General features: G+C 72.2%; 17 protein-coding genes. 5 read left to right on the top strand and 12 right to left on the bottom strand.

Going from position 1 to position 20,543, the window contains the following annotated elements:
* Positions 1-41: 41 nt before the first annotated feature.
* The 9 genes from ACI793_RS15595 to gmd all read right to left on the bottom strand — a co-directional run bounded on the left by ACI793_RS15595 (position 42) and on the right by gmd (position 14,101).
* Positions 42-1,136 carry an FAD-dependent oxidoreductase gene (locus tag ACI793_RS15595; RefSeq protein WP_456607293.1) on the bottom strand — a complete coding sequence of 365 codons (1,095 nt, stop codon included), beginning with the start codon at positions 1,134-1,136 and terminating at the stop codon, positions 42-44.
* Complete coding sequence (locus tag ACI793_RS15600; RefSeq protein WP_456607294.1) at positions 1,133-2,542, bottom strand: hypothetical protein; 1,410 nt, start codon at positions 2,540-2,542, stop codon at positions 1,133-1,135. The genes ACI793_RS15595 and ACI793_RS15600 overlap by 4 nt, the downstream gene beginning before the upstream one ends.
* Before the next feature lie 221 nt (positions 2,543-2,763).
* Positions 2,764-4,083: an acyltransferase family protein gene (locus tag ACI793_RS15605; RefSeq protein ID WP_456607295.1), complete on the bottom strand. Its 1,320-nt coding sequence runs from the start codon at positions 4,081-4,083 to the stop codon at positions 2,764-2,766.
* Positions 4,080-5,429 carry a hypothetical protein gene (locus tag ACI793_RS15610; protein ID WP_456607296.1) on the bottom strand — a complete coding sequence of 450 codons (1,350 nt, stop codon included), beginning with the start codon at positions 5,427-5,429 and terminating at the stop codon, positions 4,080-4,082. The genes ACI793_RS15605 and ACI793_RS15610 overlap by 4 nt, the downstream gene beginning before the upstream one ends.
* A 208-nt stretch (positions 5,430-5,637) precedes the next feature.
* Complete coding sequence (locus ACI793_RS15615; RefSeq protein ID WP_456607297.1) at positions 5,638-8,016, bottom strand: hypothetical protein; 2,379 nt, start codon at positions 8,014-8,016, stop codon at positions 5,638-5,640.
* Positions 8,016-10,397, bottom strand: a complete 2,382-nt coding sequence (locus tag ACI793_RS15620) for a hypothetical protein (RefSeq protein ID WP_456607298.1) — start codon at positions 10,395-10,397, stop codon at positions 8,016-8,018. The genes ACI793_RS15615 and ACI793_RS15620 overlap by 1 nt, the downstream gene beginning before the upstream one ends.
* Before the next feature lie 473 nt (positions 10,398-10,870).
* Entirely contained in the window at positions 10,871-11,974 is a 1,104-nt protein-coding gene (locus ACI793_RS15625) for a glycosyltransferase family 2 protein (RefSeq protein WP_456607299.1), read from the bottom strand.
* 163 nt (positions 11,975-12,137) lie between these two features.
* Positions 12,138-13,118 carry a GDP-mannose 4,6-dehydratase gene (locus ACI793_RS15630; protein ID WP_456607300.1) on the bottom strand — a complete coding sequence of 327 codons (981 nt, stop codon included), beginning with the start codon at positions 13,116-13,118 and terminating at the stop codon, positions 12,138-12,140.
* Positions 13,115-14,101, bottom strand: a complete 987-nt coding sequence (gmd, locus tag ACI793_RS15635) for a GDP-mannose 4,6-dehydratase (protein WP_456607301.1) — start codon at positions 14,099-14,101, stop codon at positions 13,115-13,117. Before gmd ends, ACI793_RS15630 begins: the two co-directional genes overlap by 4 nt.
* Positions 14,102-14,151: 50 nt before the next feature.
* Here gmd and ACI793_RS15640 point away from each other — a divergent pair, with 50 nt between their 5' ends.
* Positions 14,152-14,892 carry a PIG-L deacetylase family protein gene (locus tag ACI793_RS15640; RefSeq protein ID WP_456607302.1) on the top strand — a complete coding sequence of 247 codons (741 nt, stop codon included), beginning with the start codon at positions 14,152-14,154 and terminating at the stop codon, positions 14,890-14,892.
* Between the two features lie 13 nt (positions 14,893-14,905).
* On the top strand, positions 14,906-15,208 hold the full coding sequence (locus ACI793_RS15645) for a hypothetical protein (protein WP_456607303.1): 303 nt from the start codon (positions 14,906-14,908) through the stop codon (positions 15,206-15,208).
* A 111-nt stretch (positions 15,209-15,319) separates the two neighbouring features.
* Here ACI793_RS15645 and ACI793_RS15650 read toward each other — a convergent pair whose 3' ends face one another.
* Together ACI793_RS15650 and ACI793_RS15655 are read right to left on the bottom strand one after the other, a co-directional pair.
* Positions 15,320-15,976, bottom strand: a complete 657-nt coding sequence (locus ACI793_RS15650) for a response regulator (RefSeq protein WP_456607304.1) — start codon at positions 15,974-15,976, stop codon at positions 15,320-15,322.
* The gene (locus ACI793_RS15655) at positions 15,973-17,181 is read right to left on the bottom strand and encodes an ATP-binding protein (RefSeq protein WP_456607305.1); all 1,209 of its coding nucleotides are present in this window, start codon (positions 17,179-17,181) and stop codon (positions 15,973-15,975) included. The genes ACI793_RS15650 and ACI793_RS15655 overlap by 4 nt, the downstream gene beginning before the upstream one ends.
* 136 nt (positions 17,182-17,317) lie before the next feature.
* Between ACI793_RS15655 and ACI793_RS15660 the strand changes: the two genes are divergently transcribed.
* The 3 genes from ACI793_RS15660 (at position 17,318) to ACI793_RS15670 (ending at position 19,414) form a co-directional block, all read left to right on the top strand.
* Positions 17,318-18,268, top strand: a complete 951-nt coding sequence (locus tag ACI793_RS15660; protein WP_456607306.1) for a PspC domain-containing protein — start codon at positions 17,318-17,320, stop codon at positions 18,266-18,268.
* On the top strand, positions 18,261-18,554 hold the full coding sequence (locus ACI793_RS15665) for a hypothetical protein (protein ID WP_456607307.1): 294 nt from the start codon (positions 18,261-18,263) through the stop codon (positions 18,552-18,554). The genes ACI793_RS15660 and ACI793_RS15665 overlap by 8 nt, the downstream gene beginning before the upstream one ends.
* Before the next feature lie 95 nt (positions 18,555-18,649).
* The gene (locus tag ACI793_RS15670) at positions 18,650-19,414 is read left to right on the top strand and encodes an META domain-containing protein (protein ID WP_456607308.1); all 765 of its coding nucleotides are present in this window, start codon (positions 18,650-18,652) and stop codon (positions 19,412-19,414) included.
* 19 nt (positions 19,415-19,433) lie between these two features.
* Here the strand turns inward: ACI793_RS15670 and ACI793_RS15675 are convergent, their stop codons facing one another.
* Entirely contained in the window at positions 19,434-20,510 is a 1,077-nt protein-coding gene (locus tag ACI793_RS15675) for a sodium:calcium antiporter (RefSeq protein ID WP_456607309.1), read from the bottom strand.
* Positions 20,511-20,543 lie beyond the last annotated feature (33 nt).

Consider the following 20,543-nt stretch of genomic DNA (forward strand, 5'->3'; position numbering starts at 1 on the left):
CGGGTCCGCCTCCGGGCGTGGGCAGGGTGTCGGCGTAGGTCTCAGACCGCGTCACGGAGGTGCTCCTCTGCTACTCGGAGAGCGTCTCCGACGTTGTCGATCTTGCTTCCGAGGAGGGACATCACTCGCCCTCCTCCGGAACGGCGCATGACGATGGGCCGGGCGTCGTCCCCGTCGCGGCGGGCGGGCACGGTCTTGACGCCCCAGAGGGACTCCACGTGGACCGCGTCGCGCAGGGCGGGCACGAAGCGCGCCGCGTCGCGGGCCATCCAGTCGGCCCGGCTGGCCAGCCGGCCGCTGCGCAGGACCTCGGCGGCCGCCTCGAACGACGGCTGGGCGCCGTGCGGGGTGTACCGGACGTGGCTGAGCGTGTGCCACGGGGTTGACGGGAAGGGCATGAGGGAGAAGTAGGGGCCGTCCATGACGGTGATGCCCTTGCCCTCCAGGGCCGCGGGCACGTCCACGAGGGCCATCTCGCAGGGCTCGCAGTGCAGCCCGGCGTAGCCGACGCCCGTGGGCACCTCACCGATGGACTCCCCGTAGGTGCACACCAGGACGCGGTCGGCCGCCAGGGTGTCACCGTCGGCCAGGACGACCATCGCGGCCTCCGGGCCCTCCTCGACGCGGACGACGCGCGTGTTCAGCCGCACGTCGACGCGGGCGTCGACCAGTTCCTGGCGGACGTGCTCGCGCAGCTTGAGCGAGTCGAAGACCGACTCCCGGGTGACCCAGGACTGCTCGATGGTGGCCGGGTTGAACAGGCCGCGCACCGACGCCGGGGCGTCCATGAGCGGCGCGCCCACCTGCTCCATCACGCGCCGGAACTTCCGCGCGTTGGTGAGCGAGCCGCGGGCGATCGCGTAGATGCAGAGGAAGTCCTCGACGACGCAGTCGGAGTACCGGGCCATGAAGGACGAGTAGTAGGCCTGGCTGCGGCCGGCCGTGCGCAGCGACCGCGGGTAGTGGTACCCGCCGTGCACGCGGGCCTGGTTGAAGTAGCTGGCGCCGCCGAGGAGGTCGCCGCGCGCCTCCAGCAGGGTCACCCGGGAGCCCTCCCGGGCGAGGTGCGCCGCCAGCGACGAGCCGTAGAACCCCCCGCCGACGACGACGACGGACTGTGCGCTGCCGGCGGTCATGCCGATGCGCCGACGGGGATGCGGCGGGCCGTCTGCGGCTCGTTCATGGCGTACGCGTCCTCGGGGTCGACGGGAGCGGAGGGAGCAGGAAGGTGAGCGGGGACGGCGGTGCGGGCCGGTGTCCCCGCACGCGTCGCGGTCGCCACGTGGAGGGCGATCATCGCGAAGACCAGCGGGAGGAACGGCAGGTAGAAGACGATCGCGTCGACGTGGAAGTGCACGATCATGTGCCCGTAGGCCAGCACCAGCCAGGACAGGGCGCCCGCGAGCGAGATGCCTGCGGCCACGGCCAGCCGGCGCTGGAGGGCCGCGTCCTCGCCCCTGCCCCGGAACGCGCGCCAGGCGAGCACCGCGTAGACCACCACGAACAGGTAGATGGGGATCTCGAAGGGCAGCGGGCCCAGGCCGAACTGCTGCGGGGCGGGCAGCGCGACCGCCGGGTCGGTGAAGAAGTACCGCATGCGGAACAGCCAGACGCCCAGGACCTCGTTCTGCTCCAGCAGCCAGCGGCCGAGGGGGCCGGACTGCTTGTAGACGCGCGGGGCGATGACCTCGAGCTTCGTGGGCCAGAACGTGCGGTCCCCGGCAGCTCCGCCGAGCGCCGAGAGGTTGCCGAAGCGGAGCTGGAGCTGCACGGCGTGGACGCCCATGGCCGCGGCGAAGCCGGCGATGGCGGCGCCCATCGCGGCGGCCAGGCGCACCAGGAGCTGCCGGTCGAAGCGCTCCCGGAACTCGTGGAAGGCCACGACGGCCGCGACCCCGAGGACGAGGGTGGTGATGAACTCGTAGCCGCAGAGGCACTTGAGGAAGACCAGGCCGCCGATGAGCAGGCCGCCGCGGACCCACTTGCGCCGGCCGGTGCCGAGCCGGGGCCACACGAGCAGCGGCACCAGCATGGGCAGCAGGAACGTCCACAGCTGCCAGTAGGCGCTCGCGCCGAACGCGTTGAGCCACGGCGCGGTGAACAGCAGCGCGCCGAGCACGGTGGCCGCCCGGCCGCCCCAGGCCCGCCAGCAGGCGATGACGGCGGTGGCCAGGACCGCGGCCAGCAGGAGCGCGGTGGTCAGCCGGAGGGCCTCGTAGAGCGACGCTCCCGGCGTGACCAGCGCCATCACCATGCCGTGCAGGCCGACCTGGCTCGTGTAGTCCTCGCCGGTCGCCCGGACCATGGGGTCCAGGGCCCCTCGGCTGCCGTCGGCGAGCGTCGCGTACACGAGCGAGTCCGAGTCGAGCTGGAAGTGCTCCTTGTAGTTCGTCGTCAGCACCCGCAGGAAGTCGTACCGCAGCTCCAGCCCGCCGCCGACGAGCACGGCGAGCCAGGTGGCGGACTCGCGGCGGGTCAGGAGCACGGGGAGGTCCTTCGGTGGGTGCGGGGCGGGACGGTCGGCCGCATATGGGCTCGTCACGACGACGAAGCTGAGAGTACGGCCGCGAATACGCAGGGCGATGGACTCAAGCCGAGATTCCGAGACCGCCCGGCCCGCTGAGCACGACTCCCCCGCCAGCACCACGAGTCACACGCGTGTACTTCCGCGTGGACGGATCGGTCCGTCCACCACGGCAACAGGGCACAGGGTGGCCCGGCGGGTGTGGGCAGGCTCTGCCAGTCGAGCACCCGACGAGGGGGTCAGACGTGTTCCCCGGCGCCGGAGCCCCGCGGCGTCCCGACACCCGGAGGGCCGGCCTGCGCCCGGGCCGGCTCGCCCGTCCCGCCGTCCTCGGGAGCGCGGACACGAGGGACCAGCCGTTCCACCACGTCACGCACGCCGGAGCCCGCAGCACCGTCGTCCGACGACGAGGCCGGTGCCGATGCGCCGTCCCGTGGACGCGGGCCCGGGTCGCCGAGTTCGCGGAGGCCGCGGGTCATCGCCGCCTTCAGCGCGCGTTGCATGCGTGGCTCGACGCGGGTGGCCCACAGGCACGCGAGGACCACCAGGACGGCGGCACCCACTCCGACGGCGACGGGGACGATCACGCCTCGGGACTCCAGGGCCCCCACGACCAGCCCGCCGAAGCGGAGATTGAGCAGGTAGAGCGGGAAGGAGGCCAGGCCGAGGGTGGTCAGACACCGCGAGAGGCGTGAGTCCGAGCCGGGAACCAGCAACCCGATCGCGATGAGCGCCGCCACGACCAGCACGCACACGGTCCACGTCCAGGTCGCGAAGGCGCCGCGCGCCTCCGCCGTGCTCACCGCCAGCGTCAGCGACACGGCCACCAGCGGGGCCAGCGCCACCAGCTCACGCCTGTTCCGGATCAGCCCCAGCGTCGCGCCGAGGATGAAGTACGGGGCGAACGGGACGAGCAGCAGCGCATCGAGTCCCGGTTCGCCTGCCTCGCGCGTGACTGTCACGGCGAACGTCCACAGAGCCAGGAAGATCACCATCGACCGACGCGATCCTGTTCGGCACACCAGCAGGCAGATCGCGACCAGGACGTAGAACTTCGCCTCGATCCAGAGCGTCCAGTACGAGGCCTCGGCCGACACCGGATCGCCGAGGGGGAAGTTCAGGAGCGTCAACGACGGGAAGAGGTCCGCGAGGGAGGCGTGGCCGTTGTTCGGCGCCGTGCCCTCCCCTCCCAGGCAGAAGGCGACGAGCACCGCGATGACGACGCCGACGACGAAGCTCGGGGCGATCCGGGAGAACCGCGCCACCAGGAACTCGGGCGCGGTCCTCCCCAAAGCGGTGCGGGCGATGACGATCCCGCTGATGACGAAGAAGGCATCGACGCCGAACCAGCCCAGGCGCACGATCTCGACGAAGCCCGTCGAGGGTTCGTTCTCGATGGGCGAGGTGTCGCCGGTCACGAAGTAGTTCTCCGCGAAGACCGCGTGCGCGGTGAAGACCCAGAGCGCAGCGACCATGCGCAACGCGTCCAGCACCGGCAGTCGCCGGTTGTGCGGGTTCTCGACGACCGGCGCAGCAGCCGTCCCGGCTGCCTCCGTCATGCGACCGGCGTGAAGACCAGGAAGTACAAGGCCACGTGGAGCACCGATGCAGCCGCCACGGCCAGGGCGAGCTGCCCTCGACGCCTCGGGCTGAGGTTGGCGGCACCCATGCAGATCAGCACGATCACCGGCACCAGCCACTTGAGGCGGCCGAAGCCGTAGGTGGTGTCGTGCTCGAGGACGACGAACGTCTCGAGCAACGGGAAGGTCGACACGAACACCACGGCCCACTGGAAGCTCGTCAGCTTCTTCCGCACGGCCAGCGCGAAGGCGATCACGAGGAAACCGCCGTAGTCCAGCATCAGGCTGTTGACGAAGCGCCACGCCATGACGCCGAACGGCATGCTGTCCGATCCGCTGGAGCGGAAGCCGGCGCGATGGACCACGCGCTCCACGTACTCCACCGGGCTGGAGCCGGTCACCACGAGCACCTGGAGGAGGACGACCGCGATGGCCGCGGCCATGCCGGCCACCATGAAGAGGTGGGCGAGGTGCGCCCGCTCCCTGGTCCGGAGGTACCGCCACAACCCGTAGGCGGCGAACCCGACTGCCGCGACCGCGCCGGTCCAGGTGATCAGGGTCATCGCGAACCCGAAGAACAGGCTCTGCCACCAGCGCATGGCGCCCTTGCGCCGCACGAAGACGACGAGCGCCGCGATGAACACGGGCATCAGGAGTTCATGGGCCCAGTAGACGTTCATGTGGTACCACATCGTGGCGGTGGAAAATGTGTAGATCGCGCCCGCCAGCACGGAGATGAGCTTGTTCCGCGTCAACAGATATGCGAGATAGGCGATCAATCCGACACACAGGGCGTGCAGCGCGAGACCGAATATCTGCGACGCCTCGTAGGTGTAGTTCCCGCCGCCGAACACCTTCATCACCGCGTAGAGAGCGATGAAAGCCGTCGGCGGAAAAGACGTGTACACCGTCAGATCAGGATTCTTCGAGTTCGCGACGAACTCCTCCGCGCAGGACGCGGACGCCGTGCAGGGCCAGCTGCCCTCGATGTACGAGGCGAAGAGGTGCTCGCCGGCGGGCTCGGTCGCGTAGACGTCGAGCACGTGCCAGTTGTGCGTCCAGACCTCCGTGTTGCTGTACCGCTCGTACGGCGTCCAGCCGGCGTCCTCGACCGGATCGATGGAGAAGGACGGCAGGCGCAGCAGGACCGACACGGCGAACAGCACCAGCAGCGCCAGCGCCGGCCAGCTGCGTACGAGCCGCGAGCGACCCCTCCGCGCATCGCCCGCGTGCACCTCTGCCCCGCGGTCGTGCACCTCTGCCCCGCGGTCGGCAGGCAAGTGGTCCGTCGCCTCCAGCGGTCCAGAGGTGCGGGTCTCAGTCAATCCGAACATCCTCTTGTCCTGCTCCTCGGAATGGTCTCGAAATCCACGGCGTCGCCGTGCGCGGCGAGACGGAGGAATGGCTTTCGCCGAGCCTAGCAGCGGACTATCCGATACGGTGTCGGAAACGTTCCACCGCGCCCCGTCCCACCCGTGAACCACACACGTCACTCGGGCAACGCATGCAATGTCCGCACTAGTGGGATTGTGGTCAGTCACCCAGGTGGAACGGCTGGGGAAAGCCCGCCACCTCCGGCTCGAGCAACGGCCCCGAGACGAAGACCACCAGCCAGTTCTTCGCCGGCATCACGTCGTCGATGGTCCGGACATCGGCGTCCCCGAACCGCACCGTCTCCGCGGACCGCAGCGCCTTGCGGTTCTCCGCCGTCGCAGGCAGGGCGAACGCGGCCCTCTCCGTGTGCACCCCGTGGTCCCAGGAGCCGAAGTTCAGGTCCGCCGGGGTCGCCCGGTAGTCGAGCGCTCCGTTCGTGAGGAGCATCTCCCCGTACAGGTCCATGGTCGCGGCTCCCTGCGGGAAGCTGATGGCCTCGGCCGAGCAGCCGGTCACCGTCGTCAGCGGATCTCCCGTCCCCGCTCCGATGTCCTTCAGCCGGAACGTCGACGAGTCGTGGACGTAGACCGGGAAGGTCTGGCTGGTGGCTCCCGGGTCCAGTGCCAGCCATCCGTTCGCCTCGACCGGGGAGTTGATGTAGTTGCGGACCATGGAGAACGCGCGCGCGTTCTGGCCCGGTCCGCGGTAGTCCAGCCGCACCTCGAAGAGCCCGCCCTGCGGTGCGTCGATCTCGACGCCGTAGCCGGTCACGCGGCACGCCACGGGGTCCCACGTGGCGGGCTCGGCGGCCCGCGACCAGAGCAACGTCATCGGCGAGGTCTGCTCCGGGGTGTAGGCCCGGAAGAGCTCGCGGTAGAACCACCAGTTGGCGCTGATCGCCCACGACGACCAGTCGTCCGGCCACATGATCTCGGTCGCGCCGGGTGCCGTGCTGACCACGGGCTCGGGCCCCTCGAGCAGACGCTGCTCGAAGGCGTCACGCTGGTCGCCCAGCGCATGGATAACCGAGTCGACGGCGAGCTCGGAGTTCATCCCGTTGACCCCGCTCATCAGGCCGGCGTACTCCTCGATCACCGGGGCGCCGAGCTCACGGGCCCGGGCGACGTGATCGGCGTAGCGGGCGTCGAGGTACCCGTCCAGATCCCCGTCGTAGACGTAGCGGTCGTCGGCGGCGAGCGCGCTCCGGTAGTCCGCCGCGTCGGTGGCGACCACCACGCCGACGGCGAGCAGTGCGCCGACGGTCACGACACCCGCGACGCCACGGATCGCCAGCGTGACCCGCCGGTCGACCGGCGCCGACCGACGGCTGACCACCAGCTTCCGCACCAGCACGACCGCACCGATAGCCGCGACGACGAGTGCCCAGAAGCGGAAGGTCCAGAAGTAGTAGCCCGCGTGCCCACCGATGGTCGCGGCGAGGCCGCCCAGCAGCGTTGCTGCGCCGACGTATGCCACGAGCAGCAGGGCAAGGCTGCGGGCGCGGTACGCGGCGATCGACACCACGATGAGCAGTGCGACGGCCACGCCGGCCTGCTCGTCCAGCAGCACGCGGGCCAGGTCACCGAGGGAGTAGACCTTGAACTCCTCGGCCCAGCCGGGGAAGTACCAGAACTGGTCCCCCCGCACATCGACGAGGTTGTAGCGCAGGTACGGGAGCAGGTGGCCGCCCGTGGCCACCAGGCCGGTGACCAGATAGCTCCCGACGGTGGCGCCCCACAGCACTGCCACGGCGGACGCCCTGTCGCTGCCCCGGCGGCGCACCTGCAGCACTGTCACCACGAGGACCAGCAGGCCCGCCGAGACGAGGCCGTAGTCGTTCGACCAGAGTGCGCCGACGGCGCCCGATGCGGCTCCGAGCACGACCATCGCGGTGCGCGTCCGCCACCTGCCGGACAGCACGACCATGGCGAGGAAGGCGAGCAGGTAGGGCGCGAGACCGCGCAGGGGCCGCAGGCTCAGGCCCGGATCGACGGCATACCGCATCAGGCCGACGCAGCCACCGCATGCGCTGTCGGCGCTGGCGAGGCCCGGCCAGAGCGTCGTGGCCGTGAGCAGGACGAGCGGCACAGCGGCCGTCAGCGCCATGACCCACCGCGACCGCCGCCCGGTGAGGAGGGCGACCAGCACGGCGAAGATGATCTGCGCCGACAACAGTGCGACGAAGTGGGCGGCGAAGACGGAGGCCTGGATGTCGCCGCCCAGCAGGAGGAAGAACGGGTACAGCACCAGGACGGGGCCGATCCCCAGGTAGGGGAAGAAGTCCCGCCCCGGCCACTCCCCCTCGGACAGCCGGAACAGCCCGCTGGCGGTCTGGAAGGCGCCGTCGAGGTGGAAGGTCGGAACCAGGAGCGCGGCCTGCCAGGCCAGCGTGGCGGGCACCGCCACGAGGAAGAGGAGCAGCAGACCGAAGGCGAGGTTCGCCTTGTACCGCCGCTTCGGCGATCCCGCCGGTGGAGCCGTCACGTCGTCCAGGGCGTCCACGGGCGGCTGAGCCTGCCGCACGTCACTGATGGTCATCAGCCCGCGTCCTTCTCGAGCCAGAACGGGTTCGGATACGCGGTCTCGTCCCGGTCGAGCTTGTCCCCGCTCAGGGTGACGTTGAGCCAGCGCGACGTTGCCGTGATCTCCTCGATGGTGCGGGTCTCCCCGGTGGCGAACCGCACGCTGTCAGCGGCCAGGAACCTCCGCAGGTTCTTCTCCGTGCGCGGGACGAGGATGGCCGCGTGCTCGGTGTTCACGCCGTCCCGCCACTTGCCGAACGTGGCGTCCACCGGGGTCCCCCAGTAGGGGAGCACGTTGTTGGCGCGCAGCATCCCGCCGATCGCGTCGTCCGTCGCATCGGCGTCGGGGTACGTGACGGCCGACGCGGAGCAGCCGATCAGCTTGCTCAGCTGCTCTCCCTCCTCCGCCGGCACGTCCTTCATGGCCAGGTTGGTCACCCCCACCCGAGGGTCGTGGACGTACACGGGGAAGCTCTGACGTGACGCCCCGGGGTCGAGTGCGAGATAACCGTCGGCGAGCGGGATGTCGAGGTTGGTGCGGACCATGGAGAACGAACGGGAGTTAGCACCGGGCCCCCGGTAGTCCAACTGCACCTCGTACAGGCCACTCACCGGCGCTGCCAGTTCGATGTGGTAGCCCTTGACGGCGCAGGGGACGGACTCCCACGTGACGCTGTCGCCCCTGGTCCAGACGATGGTCATCGGCGAGGTCTGCTCCGGCACGTAGGACCGCAGCAGGTCGCGGTAGAACCACCAGTTCGCGGTCATGTTCCAGTTGGCCCAGTTCTCGCTCCGCTCCGGCGTCGTGGTGACGACGTGCTCCGGTCGCTCCGCCAGTCGGTCGGCGAAGGCCTGCCGCTGGTCGCCGAGCGCGTGGATGACCGCGTCGACCGCCAGGTCGGGGTCGGGGCCGTCGGCCACCCCGAGCAGGCCGAAGTACTCCTCCACGGCCGGCTCGCCGAGCTCGCGGGCAAGGGCGACGTGGTCGGCGTACTCGGCGTCGAGGTAGCCGCCGAAGTCGGCATCCCAGACGAAGTCGTCGCTCGATGCCAGGGAGCTCCGCTGCTCGGCAGCGTTGGAGACGGCGGCGCCGCTGATCCCGAGCAGCGCGACGACGGTCAGCGCCACGACCACTCGGCGCAGGCGGGTCGACCGGTCCCAGACGTGCGCCAGGGCGGGACGGTGCAGGACGGCCTGGTAGCGCACGAGCATGACCAGGGAGGTGGCGATGACGACCAGGCCCCACACGCGGAAGGCCCAGAAGTAGTAGGCCGCATGGCCACCGACGGTCGCCGTGACCCCGCCGGCCAGCGTGGACACGCCGAGGTACGCCACGAGGACCCAGGGCAGGCTCCGGAGACGGACCGCCACGACGAGGGCCACGACCAGGGCGACCAGACCGATGGAGGCCCCCTCGATCGAGATGACCCCGCGCAGGTCCCCTGCGGAGAAGACCCGGTACGGCTCGTCCCACGGCCCGAAGTACCAGAACTGGTCCCCGCGCACGTCGACGAGGTTGTACTCGACATAGGGGACGAAGCGCCCCCAGGTGGCCAGGAAGCCGGCGCCGAGGAAGGCGGCGAGGGAGCTGCCCCACAGCAGCAGGACCGAGCGCATCCACGCCTGGTCGCGGCGTCGCGCCTGGAGCGCGGTGACGAGCAGGACCATCAGCGCTGCGGACACGAGCCCGTAGTCGTTGGACCACAGAGCGGCGACGACGCCGGTGGCCACACCCAGGGTGACCATCCTGGTCGACTGCTTCCACGTCCCGAAGAACGCCGCGGCCGCGACCAGCACCAGCAGGTAGGGCGCCATGGCGCGGAGCGGCCGCAGGCTGTGCCCGGGATCGGCCGCGTACCGGATCATGCCGAGGCAGTTCCCGCAGGCTGATTCCATCCCGTAGACCCCCGGCCACAGGTTGGTGACCGCGATCACCGCCAGGGGCACCGTCGCTGCGAGCCCGAAGACCCAGACCGAGCGGCGGCGCACGATCAGGCTGACGAGGACGGCCACCACGATCTGCGCCGACAGCAGGGCGACGAAGTGGGCAGCGAAGACCGAGGCGGTCAGGTCCGCACCGAACAGCAGGAAGAACGGATACAGGACGTACAGCGGGCCGATGCCCAGGTAGGGGTAGAAGTCGCGACCGGGCACGTCCCCCTCGGAGAGGCGGAAGAGACCACTGGCGGTCTGGAAGGCGCCGTCGAGGTGGTACGTCGGCACGGTGAGCGACGCCTGCCAGGCGATGACCGCCGGCACGACGACGTTCAGGAGCGCGAGGAGCGCGAGGAGGATCGACCGCCGCGACGGTCGGCGCCGGGCCGGGGCGGACGGCTCGGCATCCACGAGCGGCTCCGGCTGCTCCAGCTGCTCGGTGACCTGGTAGGTGGTCAGCATGTCTCCGGGAACTCCTCGTTGCTCGCGCGATGAGCACCGCGCATGGGGACCGCCTTGCCAGCGCAGATCTGAGTCGGACGACCGGAGCGACGAGCGATCCGAGGCCTGAAGACAGTGCTGTGCGAGCACGCTGTGTTGGCGCGGTGACTATACGTTTTGGCTTGATATCGACGGGGGACGTGCCGAAACCGTTCGGTCTCGGGTCGCCCACCTGTCACGCGAGACTCTGCAGGTCACAGCAGAACCTTCCCGTCACGACATCAATGTGACGGACCGTCCCCGTCCGGTGACGCAACAGCGGTCGAGACACGCCGGAGCAGCCGGCCTCGGGGGGCTCGGTCCACGGAGCAGCCGCCGCCGCACCCGCCGTGATCAGGGTCCGGCAGGGGCCTCGGGCGGTCGGCCCGCGCATGCCGATGGCCGGCGCACCCGCCCTCGGGGCGGAACGCCGGCCGGTCGCATCCGTGCGAGGACTAACGCGGTCGTCGACCGAAGAGGAAGCCCGCTCCCCAGCTCAGGTGCATGCTCGCCAGGACAGCGGGCAGCAGCGCCTGCGCCCGCCACGGGAGCCCGCGGCCCTCGCGGAAGGAGGCGAGCAGGACGCCCAGCACGTACATCAGCGGGGCCAGCCAGCCGCGGCGGAGCGCGGGCACCCCGGCGACGGCGCCCGCCGCACCGATCGCCGCGCCGGCCAGGATGGCGCCGGTGACGACCGGCGGGGCCAGGTACCGGGCCGAGGCGGTGTCGGGGTACTGACGGATGACCTCCCGCCGCCAGCGGCCGGTGTGGAAGAACTGGCGGACCAGCTCCGGCCAGGACGACCGAGGCCGGTAGGTCACCGCGAGGTCCGGCGAGAACCAGACGAGCTCGCCGGCCTGGCGGATGCGGAAGTTGAGCTCCCAGTCCTGGGCCCGGTGGTAGTGGTCGTTGAAGCCGCCGAGCCGTTCCAGCACGTCGCGGCGGAAGACGCCGAGGTACACCGACTCCGCCGGCCCCTCGCTGCCGCCGACGTGGAAGCTGCCGCCGCCCAGACCGACCTTGGACCCGTAGGCGCGGGCGACGGCCTGCTCGAAGGGGGTCTCCCCCACGGCCAGCATCAGGCCGCCGACGTTCGCGGCCCCGGTCTCCTCGAGCAGCCGGACGGCCTTCTCCATGTAGCCGGGCAGCAGGACGCCGTGCCCGTCGACCCGGGCGATGATGTCGTGGCTCGCCGCCAGCACCGCGGCGTTCAGACCGGCCGGCGTCCGCCCGGTCGGGTTCCTCACCAGCTTGATCCGCGCGTCGCTGAAGGCGAGCTTGCGGGCGATGCGGTCGGTGGCGTCCTTGGAGGGGCCGAGGGCGATGATCAGCTCGAGCTCGCCGCCGTACTCCTGCCCGAGGATCTGGCCCACGCTGGCGGCCAGGTGCTTCTCCTCGTTGAGGACCGGCATGACGACCGAGACAGCGGGCCACTCGCGACCCGCGGGCGGTGGGACGACGTCCAGCTCCGGGCGCGGCACCGGCAGGCGCCGGGGCACCGAGCCGATCCGGCGCGAGTCGGCAGTCCCGGGGAGAGGCAGTGCCTGGGCTTCAGTCATGGCGAGGTGACTGTATGTCCGCGACCCCCTCCGGTCCGCGACTGAAGACGACACACGAAAACGGTTTCGCGCCGCAACGGATCACCAGTCACACCCGTCCCCACCCGCCCCGGACGTCGCATGCCGGCTACGACGGACCGGTCCGGTCAAGCACAAGTTGTGCTCAGGCCGCACCGTCCACCGCTGTCAGATCGTGCTCCACCATCCGCGCCACGACCTCCTCGAACCCGACCGACGACTGCCAGCCGAGCAGCTGCCGGGCGCGCGTCGCGTCACCCACCAGCTCCGGGGCGTCCGAGGGGCGGACGAAGCGCGGGTCGAGGGTGACGTGCCGCTCCCAGTCGTCGATGCCCGCGGCCCGGAACGCCGCCTCGACGAAGTCCCGCACGCTGTGCGAGACGCCGGTCGCGATGACGTAGTCGCGGCCCCGGTCGGCGCGGGCCGCCAGGACCATCGCCTGCACGTAGTCCGGGGCCCAGCCCCAGTCGCGCCGCGCATCCAGGTTGCCCATCGCCAGCTCGTCCTGCAGGCCGCGGGCGATCCGCGCCACCCCTGCGGTGATCTTCCGCGTCACGAACGTCTCGGGACGGCGCGGAGACTCGTGGTTGTAGAGCACGCAGCTGCACGCCCGCAGCCCCTGGGCGCGGTAGACGCCGACGAGGTGGTGCGCGTAGGCCTTGGCCGCGCCGTACGGGGACAGCGGGCGCAGCGGCGTCGTCTCGTCCTGCGGGATGCGCGAGGTGCGGGCGAAGATCTCGGCGCTGGAGGCCTGCACGAACGTCACCGGCCGACCGCTGCGCTCCTGCAGGTCGTGCGCGGCCGCGAGCAGGTGCCCCACCGCCAGGCCGCTGATCTGCGCGGTCAGGGCCGGCTCCTGCCACGACAGCGCCACCGAGCTCAAGCCCCCGAGGTTGTAGATCTCGGTGGGCTCGACGGCGGCGACCAGCGCCTCCAGGGCCGGCCCGTCGCGGAGATCCCCCGCGTGCTGGTGCACCGCGCCGGGCAGCGGGTGGGCACCGGGCCCGGGCTCCTCGTCCGGCCGGACGAGGGCGTGGATCTCGGCCCCCTCGGCCAGCAGCTGCTCGACGAGGTAGCTGCCGTCCTGCCCGGTGGCCCCGGTCACGAGGACGCGCACGGCGCTCACCGGCCCGAGAGGGTGCGCTGTTCGGCCAGATCGGAGTCGACCATCATGCGGACCAGGTCCTCGAAGCCGACCTTGGGCTGCCACCCGAGCCGCTCCCGCGCCTTGGAGGGATCACCGATCAGGAGGTCGACCTCCGCCGGCCGCAGGAAACGCGGGTCCTGCGTCACCCGGTCCCGCCAGTCGTCGATGCCCACGTGCGCGAAGGCGATCTCGAGGAACTCCCGGATGGAGTGCGTCTCGCCCGTGGCGACGACGTAGTCGTCGGCCTGCTCCTGCTGGAGCATCAGCCACATCGCCTCGACGTAGTCGCCGGCGAAGCCCCAGTCCCGCTTGGCGTCGAGGTTCCCCAGCGCGAGGGTGTCCTGCAGACCGAGCGTCATGCGGGCCACGGCGCGGGTGATCTTCCTGGTCACGAACTCCGGGCCGCGGCGCGGGGACTCGTGGTTGAAGAGGATCCCCGACGAGGCGTGCATCCCGTAGGACTCGCGGTAGTTGATGGTCATGTAGTGGCCGTAGACCTTGGCCACGCCGTAGGGCGAGCGCGGCCACAGCAGCGTGGTCTCGCGCTGGGGCACGTCCTGCACCTTGCCGAACATCTCCGAGCTCGAGGCCTGGTAGAAGCGGATCTTCGACAGGTCCGGGCCCGCGTGCAGCCGGGTGGCCTCGAGGACGTTGAGCACACCCAGGCCGGTCACGTCCGAGGTCAGCCGCGCGTTCTCCCAGGAGTACGCCACGAAGGAGACCGCGCCGAGGTTGTAGACCTCGTCGGGCTGGGCCTCCGACAGCGCGCGGATCAGGCTGGCCAGGTCGGTGATGTCCCCGTTGAGCAGGCGCACGTCGGGGACCACGTCGCGGACCAGGTCGGCCTTGGGGTTGTTCTGGCCGCGGATGAGGCCGTAGACCTCGTAGCCCTTCGACAGCAGCAGCTCGGACAGGTAGAGCCCGTCCTGACCGGTGATCCCGGTGACGAGTGCGCGCTTCATGTGTCCTTCAATCGCTGAGTCGGATCCCCGGTCACCCTAGGCTGCCGCAGGTGACCGCACCGCTCCCCCCGGGCCCGGCCGACCACGTCGACCGCGTCCTCTGCGTCCTGGCCCACCCCGACGACGTCGACTTCGGCTCCGCCGGGACGGTCGCGACGTGGACGGCCGCCGGCACCGAGGTCACCTACTGCATCGTCACCGACGGCGACGCCGGAGGCTTCGACGAGACGCCGCGCGATCAGATGGGCCCGCTCCGCCGGGCCGAGCAGCGCGCCGCCGCCGCGGAGGTCGGCGTCACCGACGTGCGCTTCCTCGGCTACCCCGACGGCCGGCTGGAGCTCACCCTGGACCTGCGCCGCGACATCAGCCGGGTGATCCGGCAGGTGCGGCCGCAGCGGGTGCTCACCAGTTCGCCGGAACGCTTCTGGGAGCGCATCGGCGCCAGCCACCCCGACCACATGACCGTCGGCGAGTCGACGCTGCGGGCGGTCTACCCCGACGCCCGCAACCCGTTCGCCTTCCCGGAGCTGCTCGCCGACGAGGGCCTGGAGGCCTGGACCGTGCCGGAGGTGTGGCTGGGCGCCAGCCCCCGCGCCGACCACGCGGTGGACGTGACCGACGTCGTCGACCGCAAGTTCGCCGCCCTGCGGTCGCACGTCACGCAGGTGAGCCACCAGCCGGAGGGCCAGCTCGAGGAGTTCGTCACCGCCTGGATGCGGCAGACCGCCCAGCGGTTCGGCCTGCCCGGCGGCCGGCTCGCGGAGGCCTTCCACGTGGTCCGCACGGCGTGATCTGCCGGCCCCCGTGACCGACGAGAGCTGGGCGGACCTGGTGGACCGGTTCGTCGACGGGGACGTCACGCCCGGGCACATGTTCGGCTGCACCGGCCTGCGGACGGGCAGGCGGTTCTTCGCGATCAGGTGGGACGGGCACCTGGTGGTCAAGCTGCCGCCCGCCCGCCTCGGCCGGTTGGTCGAGGACGGGGACGGGCGGCCGTTCGAGCCGATGGAAGGGCGACCCATGAACGGCTGGATCGTCCTGGGCGGCACGCACGACCGGGCGGGCCCGGTCGAGGAGGCACGCGCGTACGTCGCCGGGCTCACCTGACGCCCGTGTCGCGCCGAGTGGGGCCCGGAGGGTTCCGTGCAGGCGCGACGGATGCGCTCGTCGCAGCCGGGGACGGTTCGTGGCCGCGGTGTCGTCCGGAGGACGACCGTGTCACAGCAGCCGGTTGGTGGCCGCCCACCTCGTGAGCTCGTTGCGGTTGGACAGCTGGAGCTTGCGCAGCACGTTCGAGGCGTGCGACTCGACCGTCTTCACCGAGATGAACAGCCGGGAGCCGATCTCCCGGTAGGTGTAGCCGCGGGCCAGCAGCTGCATGACCTCCCGCTCGCGGGCGCTCAGCAGGTCCAGCCCCGGGTCCGTGGCCTCCTCGGCGGGGGCCGCGGGAACCCCGCCTGCCGAGAAGGCGTCCAGCACGAAGCCGGCCAGCCGGGGGCTGAAGACGACGTCCCCGTCGGCGACCCGGCGGACGGCGTCGAGCAGGTCGGCACCGGAGATCGTCTTGGTGACGTACCCCCGCGCCCCGGCCCGGATGACGGCGATGACGTCCTCGGCCGCGTCGGACACCGACAGCGCCAGCCACTTCACGTCGGGCAGCTCGGCGCGCAACGTCTCCAGCACCGTCCGACCGCCCCCGCCGGGCATGTGCACGTCCAGCAGCACGACGTCGGGACGGGTGGCACGGATGCCCTCGACGGCGGAAGCGACGTCGGCGCCCTCGCCGACGAACGTGACGTCGTCGCCCAGTTCGGCGCGCACACCGGACCGGACCATCGCGTGGTCGTCGACCACGAAGACGCGGGGGGCGGTCATGCGGTTCCTCCTCTGGGGAGCACGAGCTCCACCTCGGTTCCCTCGCCGTGCGCGGACCGGACGACCGCCGTACCGCCCAGCCGGGCCAGCCGGCCGCTCACGGAGTCGCGCAGTCCCCGGCGGTCGTCGGGGACCTCCGCCGGGTCGAACCCCTTGCCCCGGTCGCGGACGTAGACCGACACCCGTTCGGGCGTGACCTCGGTGTACAGGTCCGCGGCGGGGACGCCGGAGTGCTTGGCCACGTTCACCAGCGCCTCGCGGGTGGCCGCGCCGAGGGCGGCCAGGGCCTCGTCGACCGGGGCGTCGCCGACGACGACGTGGTCGACCAGCAGGGCGTGGTCGCTCTCGACCTCGGCGACCATGCCGGCCACCAGACCCGCCCACGTGCCGCCCTCCCGGACGACCTTCGGGTCGTACAGCCAGGCGCGCAGCTCGCGCTCCTGGCTGCGGGCCAGCCGGCTCACCGACTGGTGGTCGTCGGCATGCCGCTGGATGAGCGCCAGCGTCTGCAGCACCGAGTCGTGCAGGTGCGCCGCGACCGTGGCGCGCTCCTCCGACCGGATGCGCGCGGCGCGCTCCTCGTCCCGCGAGTCCAGCAGCCGGCGCCAGATCGGGGCGGTCGCCAGCGCGACGCCGGTCAGGATCACGAGGGTCGCCGCGAACCCGTTGCGTGCGGCGGCCAGCTGGCCGGTGGTCGCGAGCAGGACGACCAGCCCCGCTCCTGCCAGCAGCACGCCGCCGGCCAGGGCCCAGCGCCCGCCGGGCACCTCGAGCGGGCGGTCGGTGTCCAGCTGGCGCCAGATCACGCCCAGGCCGATGGCCACCAGCACCAGCGGCAGGACCAGGTCGCTGCTCCCCCACTGGACGAGCTGGCCGACCAGCGCCACCCCCAGCGCGGTGACGACGACCAGGCCCGCCCACTCGCGCGGTCGCGACGGGCGCCAGCCGACGCCCGTGCGCGCCGTCGCCTCCGCGGTGCCCGGCTCCGCGACCGGCATGGTCAGCCACAGCAGGACGTAGGCGATGACACCGATGCCGGTGGTGGCCAGCACGAAGAATCCGACGCGGACCACGAGTGCGTCCTGCCGCAGGTGCGCCGCGGTCCCCGCGGCGACGCCGGCCAGCACGCGACCCGACCGGGGGCGGACCAGTGGCGGTCGCGCCGCGGCCATCGGCGCCGGGGCACCGGTCGCGGGGATCGTCACGCACCGATCGTCGCACCGCCCACCCCCGGCGGAACACCGGTGATCACCCTGCGAAGGGAGCCGGGGTGCGAACCAGGGTCGGATCCGGGCGTTCCCTGATGGTCTGGGCGCCGGCCCGGCGCGCACGATCGACGCCATGACCTCCGCACCGCCTCCCGCCCCTCCCCTGGAGCCGCCCGCCTGGCCGCCCCCGCCCCCACCCCCGCCGCCTCAGGACGGCGCGGCGGGCCGGACGCAGCTGCGCCGCAGCCGCACCGACAAGATGCTCGGCGGCGTCAGCGGCGGCCTCGCGCAGTACAGCGGCATCGACCCCCTGCTCTGGCGGGTCGGGTTCGTGGCGCTGGCCTTCGCCGGCGGCTTCGGCGTCCTCGCGTACGCGCTGCTCTGGCTGCTGATGCCCGCCGACCCGGTCGCCGGCGCCGGAGCCGCGGCCGGACCGGCCGCGGTGCGGGCACCGAAGCCCCCGCCCGGGCCGCGCTCACCGGTCCCCGGAGTCACCATCGCCGGGCTGCTCATCGTCCTCGGCCTGCTCGCGCTCGCGACGAGCACCAGCGGCTGGGACGTCGGACCCCGGGCCTTCCTCGGCTCCGCGCTGCTGGTCGTCGGGCTCGGCCTGGTGGCCGCCGCCTTCGTCCCCGGCCGGTCCGCGCGGGGCGGGCTCATCGCCCTGGGCGCCGTCCTGTCCGCCGCGCTGTTCAGCGTCTCGGCGCTGCCCGACGGCGGCTCCGTGGGCGAGCGCACCTACCGGCCGGCCACCGCCGCCGACGTCCGGCCGCTCTACGACCTGGGCATGGGCGAGCTGACCCTCGACCTCACCGCGGTCGACCTGTCCGACCTGGACGGCCCCGTCCGGACGCGGATCGAGGGTGGCGTGGGCGAGATCCAGGTGCTCGTCCCGCGCTCGGCCGACGTGCGCGTGACGGCCGACGTGGCGATCGGTGACATCCGCGGCTCCGGCGCCGACGAGACCCTGGACGGGCAGCTGATGCCCGGCAGCGGAACGGCCGAGTGGACCGACGACGAGCGCCCGGAGTTCGTCATCGAGATCGACCTGGGCGTCGGAGACCTGGAGGTGTCCCGTGGCTGACCACGACGAGTTCCCCACGACGTCCACGGGCTGGCAGGAGGTGCCGACGGCGGACCCGGAGACCGGGACACCGCACGGGGCCGACCGCCCCGCCGGGCGGACCGGGGTGGACGCCACCTCGCTGGTGGCGGGCCTGGTGTTCGTCCTCCTCGCCGTCGCCGGGATGGCCGAGCTGGACCTGCCCGATCCGTGGGTCGACAACGGCGGCCCGGTCTGGGTGGTCCTGGTGGTCGGCGGCATCGCGCTGCTGGTGCGCGAACTGCGCCGGGCACGCCGCCGGCGCTGACCGCGGCAGGAGGGGCGGCGAGGGCCCGGGGAGCACACCGCTCCCCGGGCCCTCGTGCGGGGAACCAGGTGCGGCGGCCGGGCGTCGTGAAGGGCATGCGCCGCCTCGTGCTGCTCCTGCCCGGCGTGCTGGCGCTGGCCGCCTGCGGCCCGGACGCCGTGGCGGGCGGCGCGGCTGCCGACGTCGAGGGCGAGTGGCAGCTCACCGGCGGCACGGCGGGCGGCACCGAGCTGCCGGCACCGCCCGGGCCGCGCGCCACGCTCGAGCTCGCCGGGGACGAGGCGCGCGGGACCGCCTTCTGCAACCGGTGGTTCGCCACGGTCCGGCTGGAGGGGGACGCGCTCTCCCTCGAGGGGATCGGGCGGACCGAGATGGGCTGCGAGCCGGAGGTGATGGCCGCCGAGAGCGCCTATGTGGCCGCGCTCGCCGCCGTCGACACCCGGACCGTGGACGGCGACGAGCTGGTGCTGACCGGCGACGACGTCGAGCTCCGGTTCCGCCCGGTACCCGCCGTGCCCGACAGCCCGCTCGTGGGCACCAGCTGGGTGCTCGAGTCGCTGGTCGACGGAGAGACGGCGTCGTCGGTGCTGGGCGAGCCGCTGCTGGAGCTGGCACCCGACGGGACGGCGACCGGCACGACCGGCTGCACCGCCTGGGCCTCCACGTGGCGGCGGAGCGGTGACGTCCTCGCCCTGGACCCGCTGCCCGGCATCGGCTGCGACGCCGACGCGCCCCTGGCCGCGCAGGACGGGCACGTGACCGCGGTGCTGGAGGCCGGGCCGGGCGTCGCTGTCGACGGCGACCGGCTGATCCTCACCGCCGACGACGGCCGGGGGCTGGTCTACCGCGCACGGCCCTGACCGCGCGGCTGCGGCGCCGTCAGCCGCTGGCGAAGACCAGGGCCACCGTGCCCAGGTAGATGAACGGGATGCAGATGCCCTCGAAGCCGATCCCCTTCCGGTCGCGGAGGATCAGCCCACCGGCCAGGACGGAGGTCATCAGCAGGGTTCCGCCCAGCAGCACCAGGCTCGTGGGGCCGGCGTCCCGGTACAGGGGACCCTCGAGGTAGGCGAGGTCGGCGATGGTGATCATGAGGACGTCGTAGACGTTGCCGCCGACGATGTTGCCGATGCCGAGGGTGAGCTGGCCCAGCCGGACGGCGGTGACCAGGACGACCAGTTCGGGCAGCGAGCTGACGCCGGTCGTCAGGGTGAAGCCGATCAGGCCGCTGTCCAGGCCGGTCGCCGCCACGATCCCGAGCCCGGCCTGCCCGACGATCCAGCCGGCCACGCCCACGACGAGCCCGAGCGATCCCAGCCGCGTCCACAGCCCACGGGTCGACGTCCCGCCGTAGGGGTCCTCGTCCTGGCCGTCCCCGCCGTCGCCATTGCCGTTGCCGTTGCCGTTGGCCTCGCCGGTGTCGTCGTCGGCGGTCTGGTCGGTCCACGTCGGCTGCCACATCGGCTCCTCGCGCATCTTGCGCAGCAGCCGCAGCCCGTAGGCGTACAGCACGGGGATCAGCAGGGACAGCGGGTGGAACCAGCCGAGCTGCAGCGCCGGGGTGGCGTACCCGATCACCGGGATCGCCAGCATCGCCGAGAGCAGCACCGACTGCAGCACGTTCTCCAGCGACGCGGCGGCGTGCTCCAGGTTGGCCCGGCGGTAGGCCAGGTCGGCGATCGCGAGCCACACCGTCTGCAGGGCGATACCGCCGACCGGGTTGCTCAGCGCGAAGCCGGGATCGCCCTCCAGCGCCCCGGTGAGCACGGTGACGTTGCCCGGCAGCGAGGTCAGCGCACCCAGGAGCAGCGCCCCGCCCACCGCGTCACCGAGCCCGGTCCGCTCCGAGAGGGTGTCCGCGATCCGGGTGAGCTTGACGCCGACCACGACGATGACGACCGCCATGCCCACCAGTGCGAGCACGCTGGGGACGAGCGGCCACGGCGTCGCGGTCACCCGTTCCTCCACTCACCCGACGCCCCTGCCGTC

The organism is Blastococcus sp. SYSU DS0617 (assembly GCF_054051075.1).

Bases quoted from the DNA above. Each gene is read 5' to 3' on its own strand.
- ACI793_RS15670 (WP_456607308.1), top strand. From the start codon at position 18,650: ATGCGCCGCCTCGTGCTGCTCCTGCCCGGCGTGCTGGCGCTGGCCGCC.
- ACI793_RS15660 (WP_456607306.1), top strand. From the start codon at position 17,318: ATGACCTCCGCACCGCCTCCCGCCCCTCCCCTGGAGCCGCCCGCCTGG.
- ACI793_RS15615 (WP_456607297.1), bottom strand. From the start codon at position 8,016: ATGACCATCAGTGACGTGCGGCAGGCTCAGCCGCCCGTGGACGCCCTG.
- ACI793_RS15605 (WP_456607295.1), bottom strand. From the start codon at position 4,083: ATGACGGAGGCAGCCGGGACGGCTGCTGCGCCGGTCGTCGAGAACCCG.
- ACI793_RS15650 (WP_456607304.1), bottom strand. From the start codon at position 15,976: ATGACCGCCCCCCGCGTCTTCGTGGTCGACGACCACGCGATGGTCCGG.
- gmd (WP_456607301.1), bottom strand. From the start codon at position 14,101: ATGAAGCGCGCACTCGTCACCGGGATCACCGGTCAGGACGGGCTCTAC.
- ACI793_RS15620 (WP_456607298.1), bottom strand. From the start codon at position 10,397: ATGCTGACCACCTACCAGGTCACCGAGCAGCTGGAGCAGCCGGAGCCG.
- ACI793_RS15625 (WP_456607299.1), bottom strand. From the start codon at position 11,974: ATGACTGAAGCCCAGGCACTGCCTCTCCCCGGGACTGCCGACTCGCGC.
- ACI793_RS15595 (WP_456607293.1), bottom strand. From the start codon at position 1,136: ATGACCGCCGGCAGCGCACAGTCCGTCGTCGTCGTCGGCGGGGGGTTC.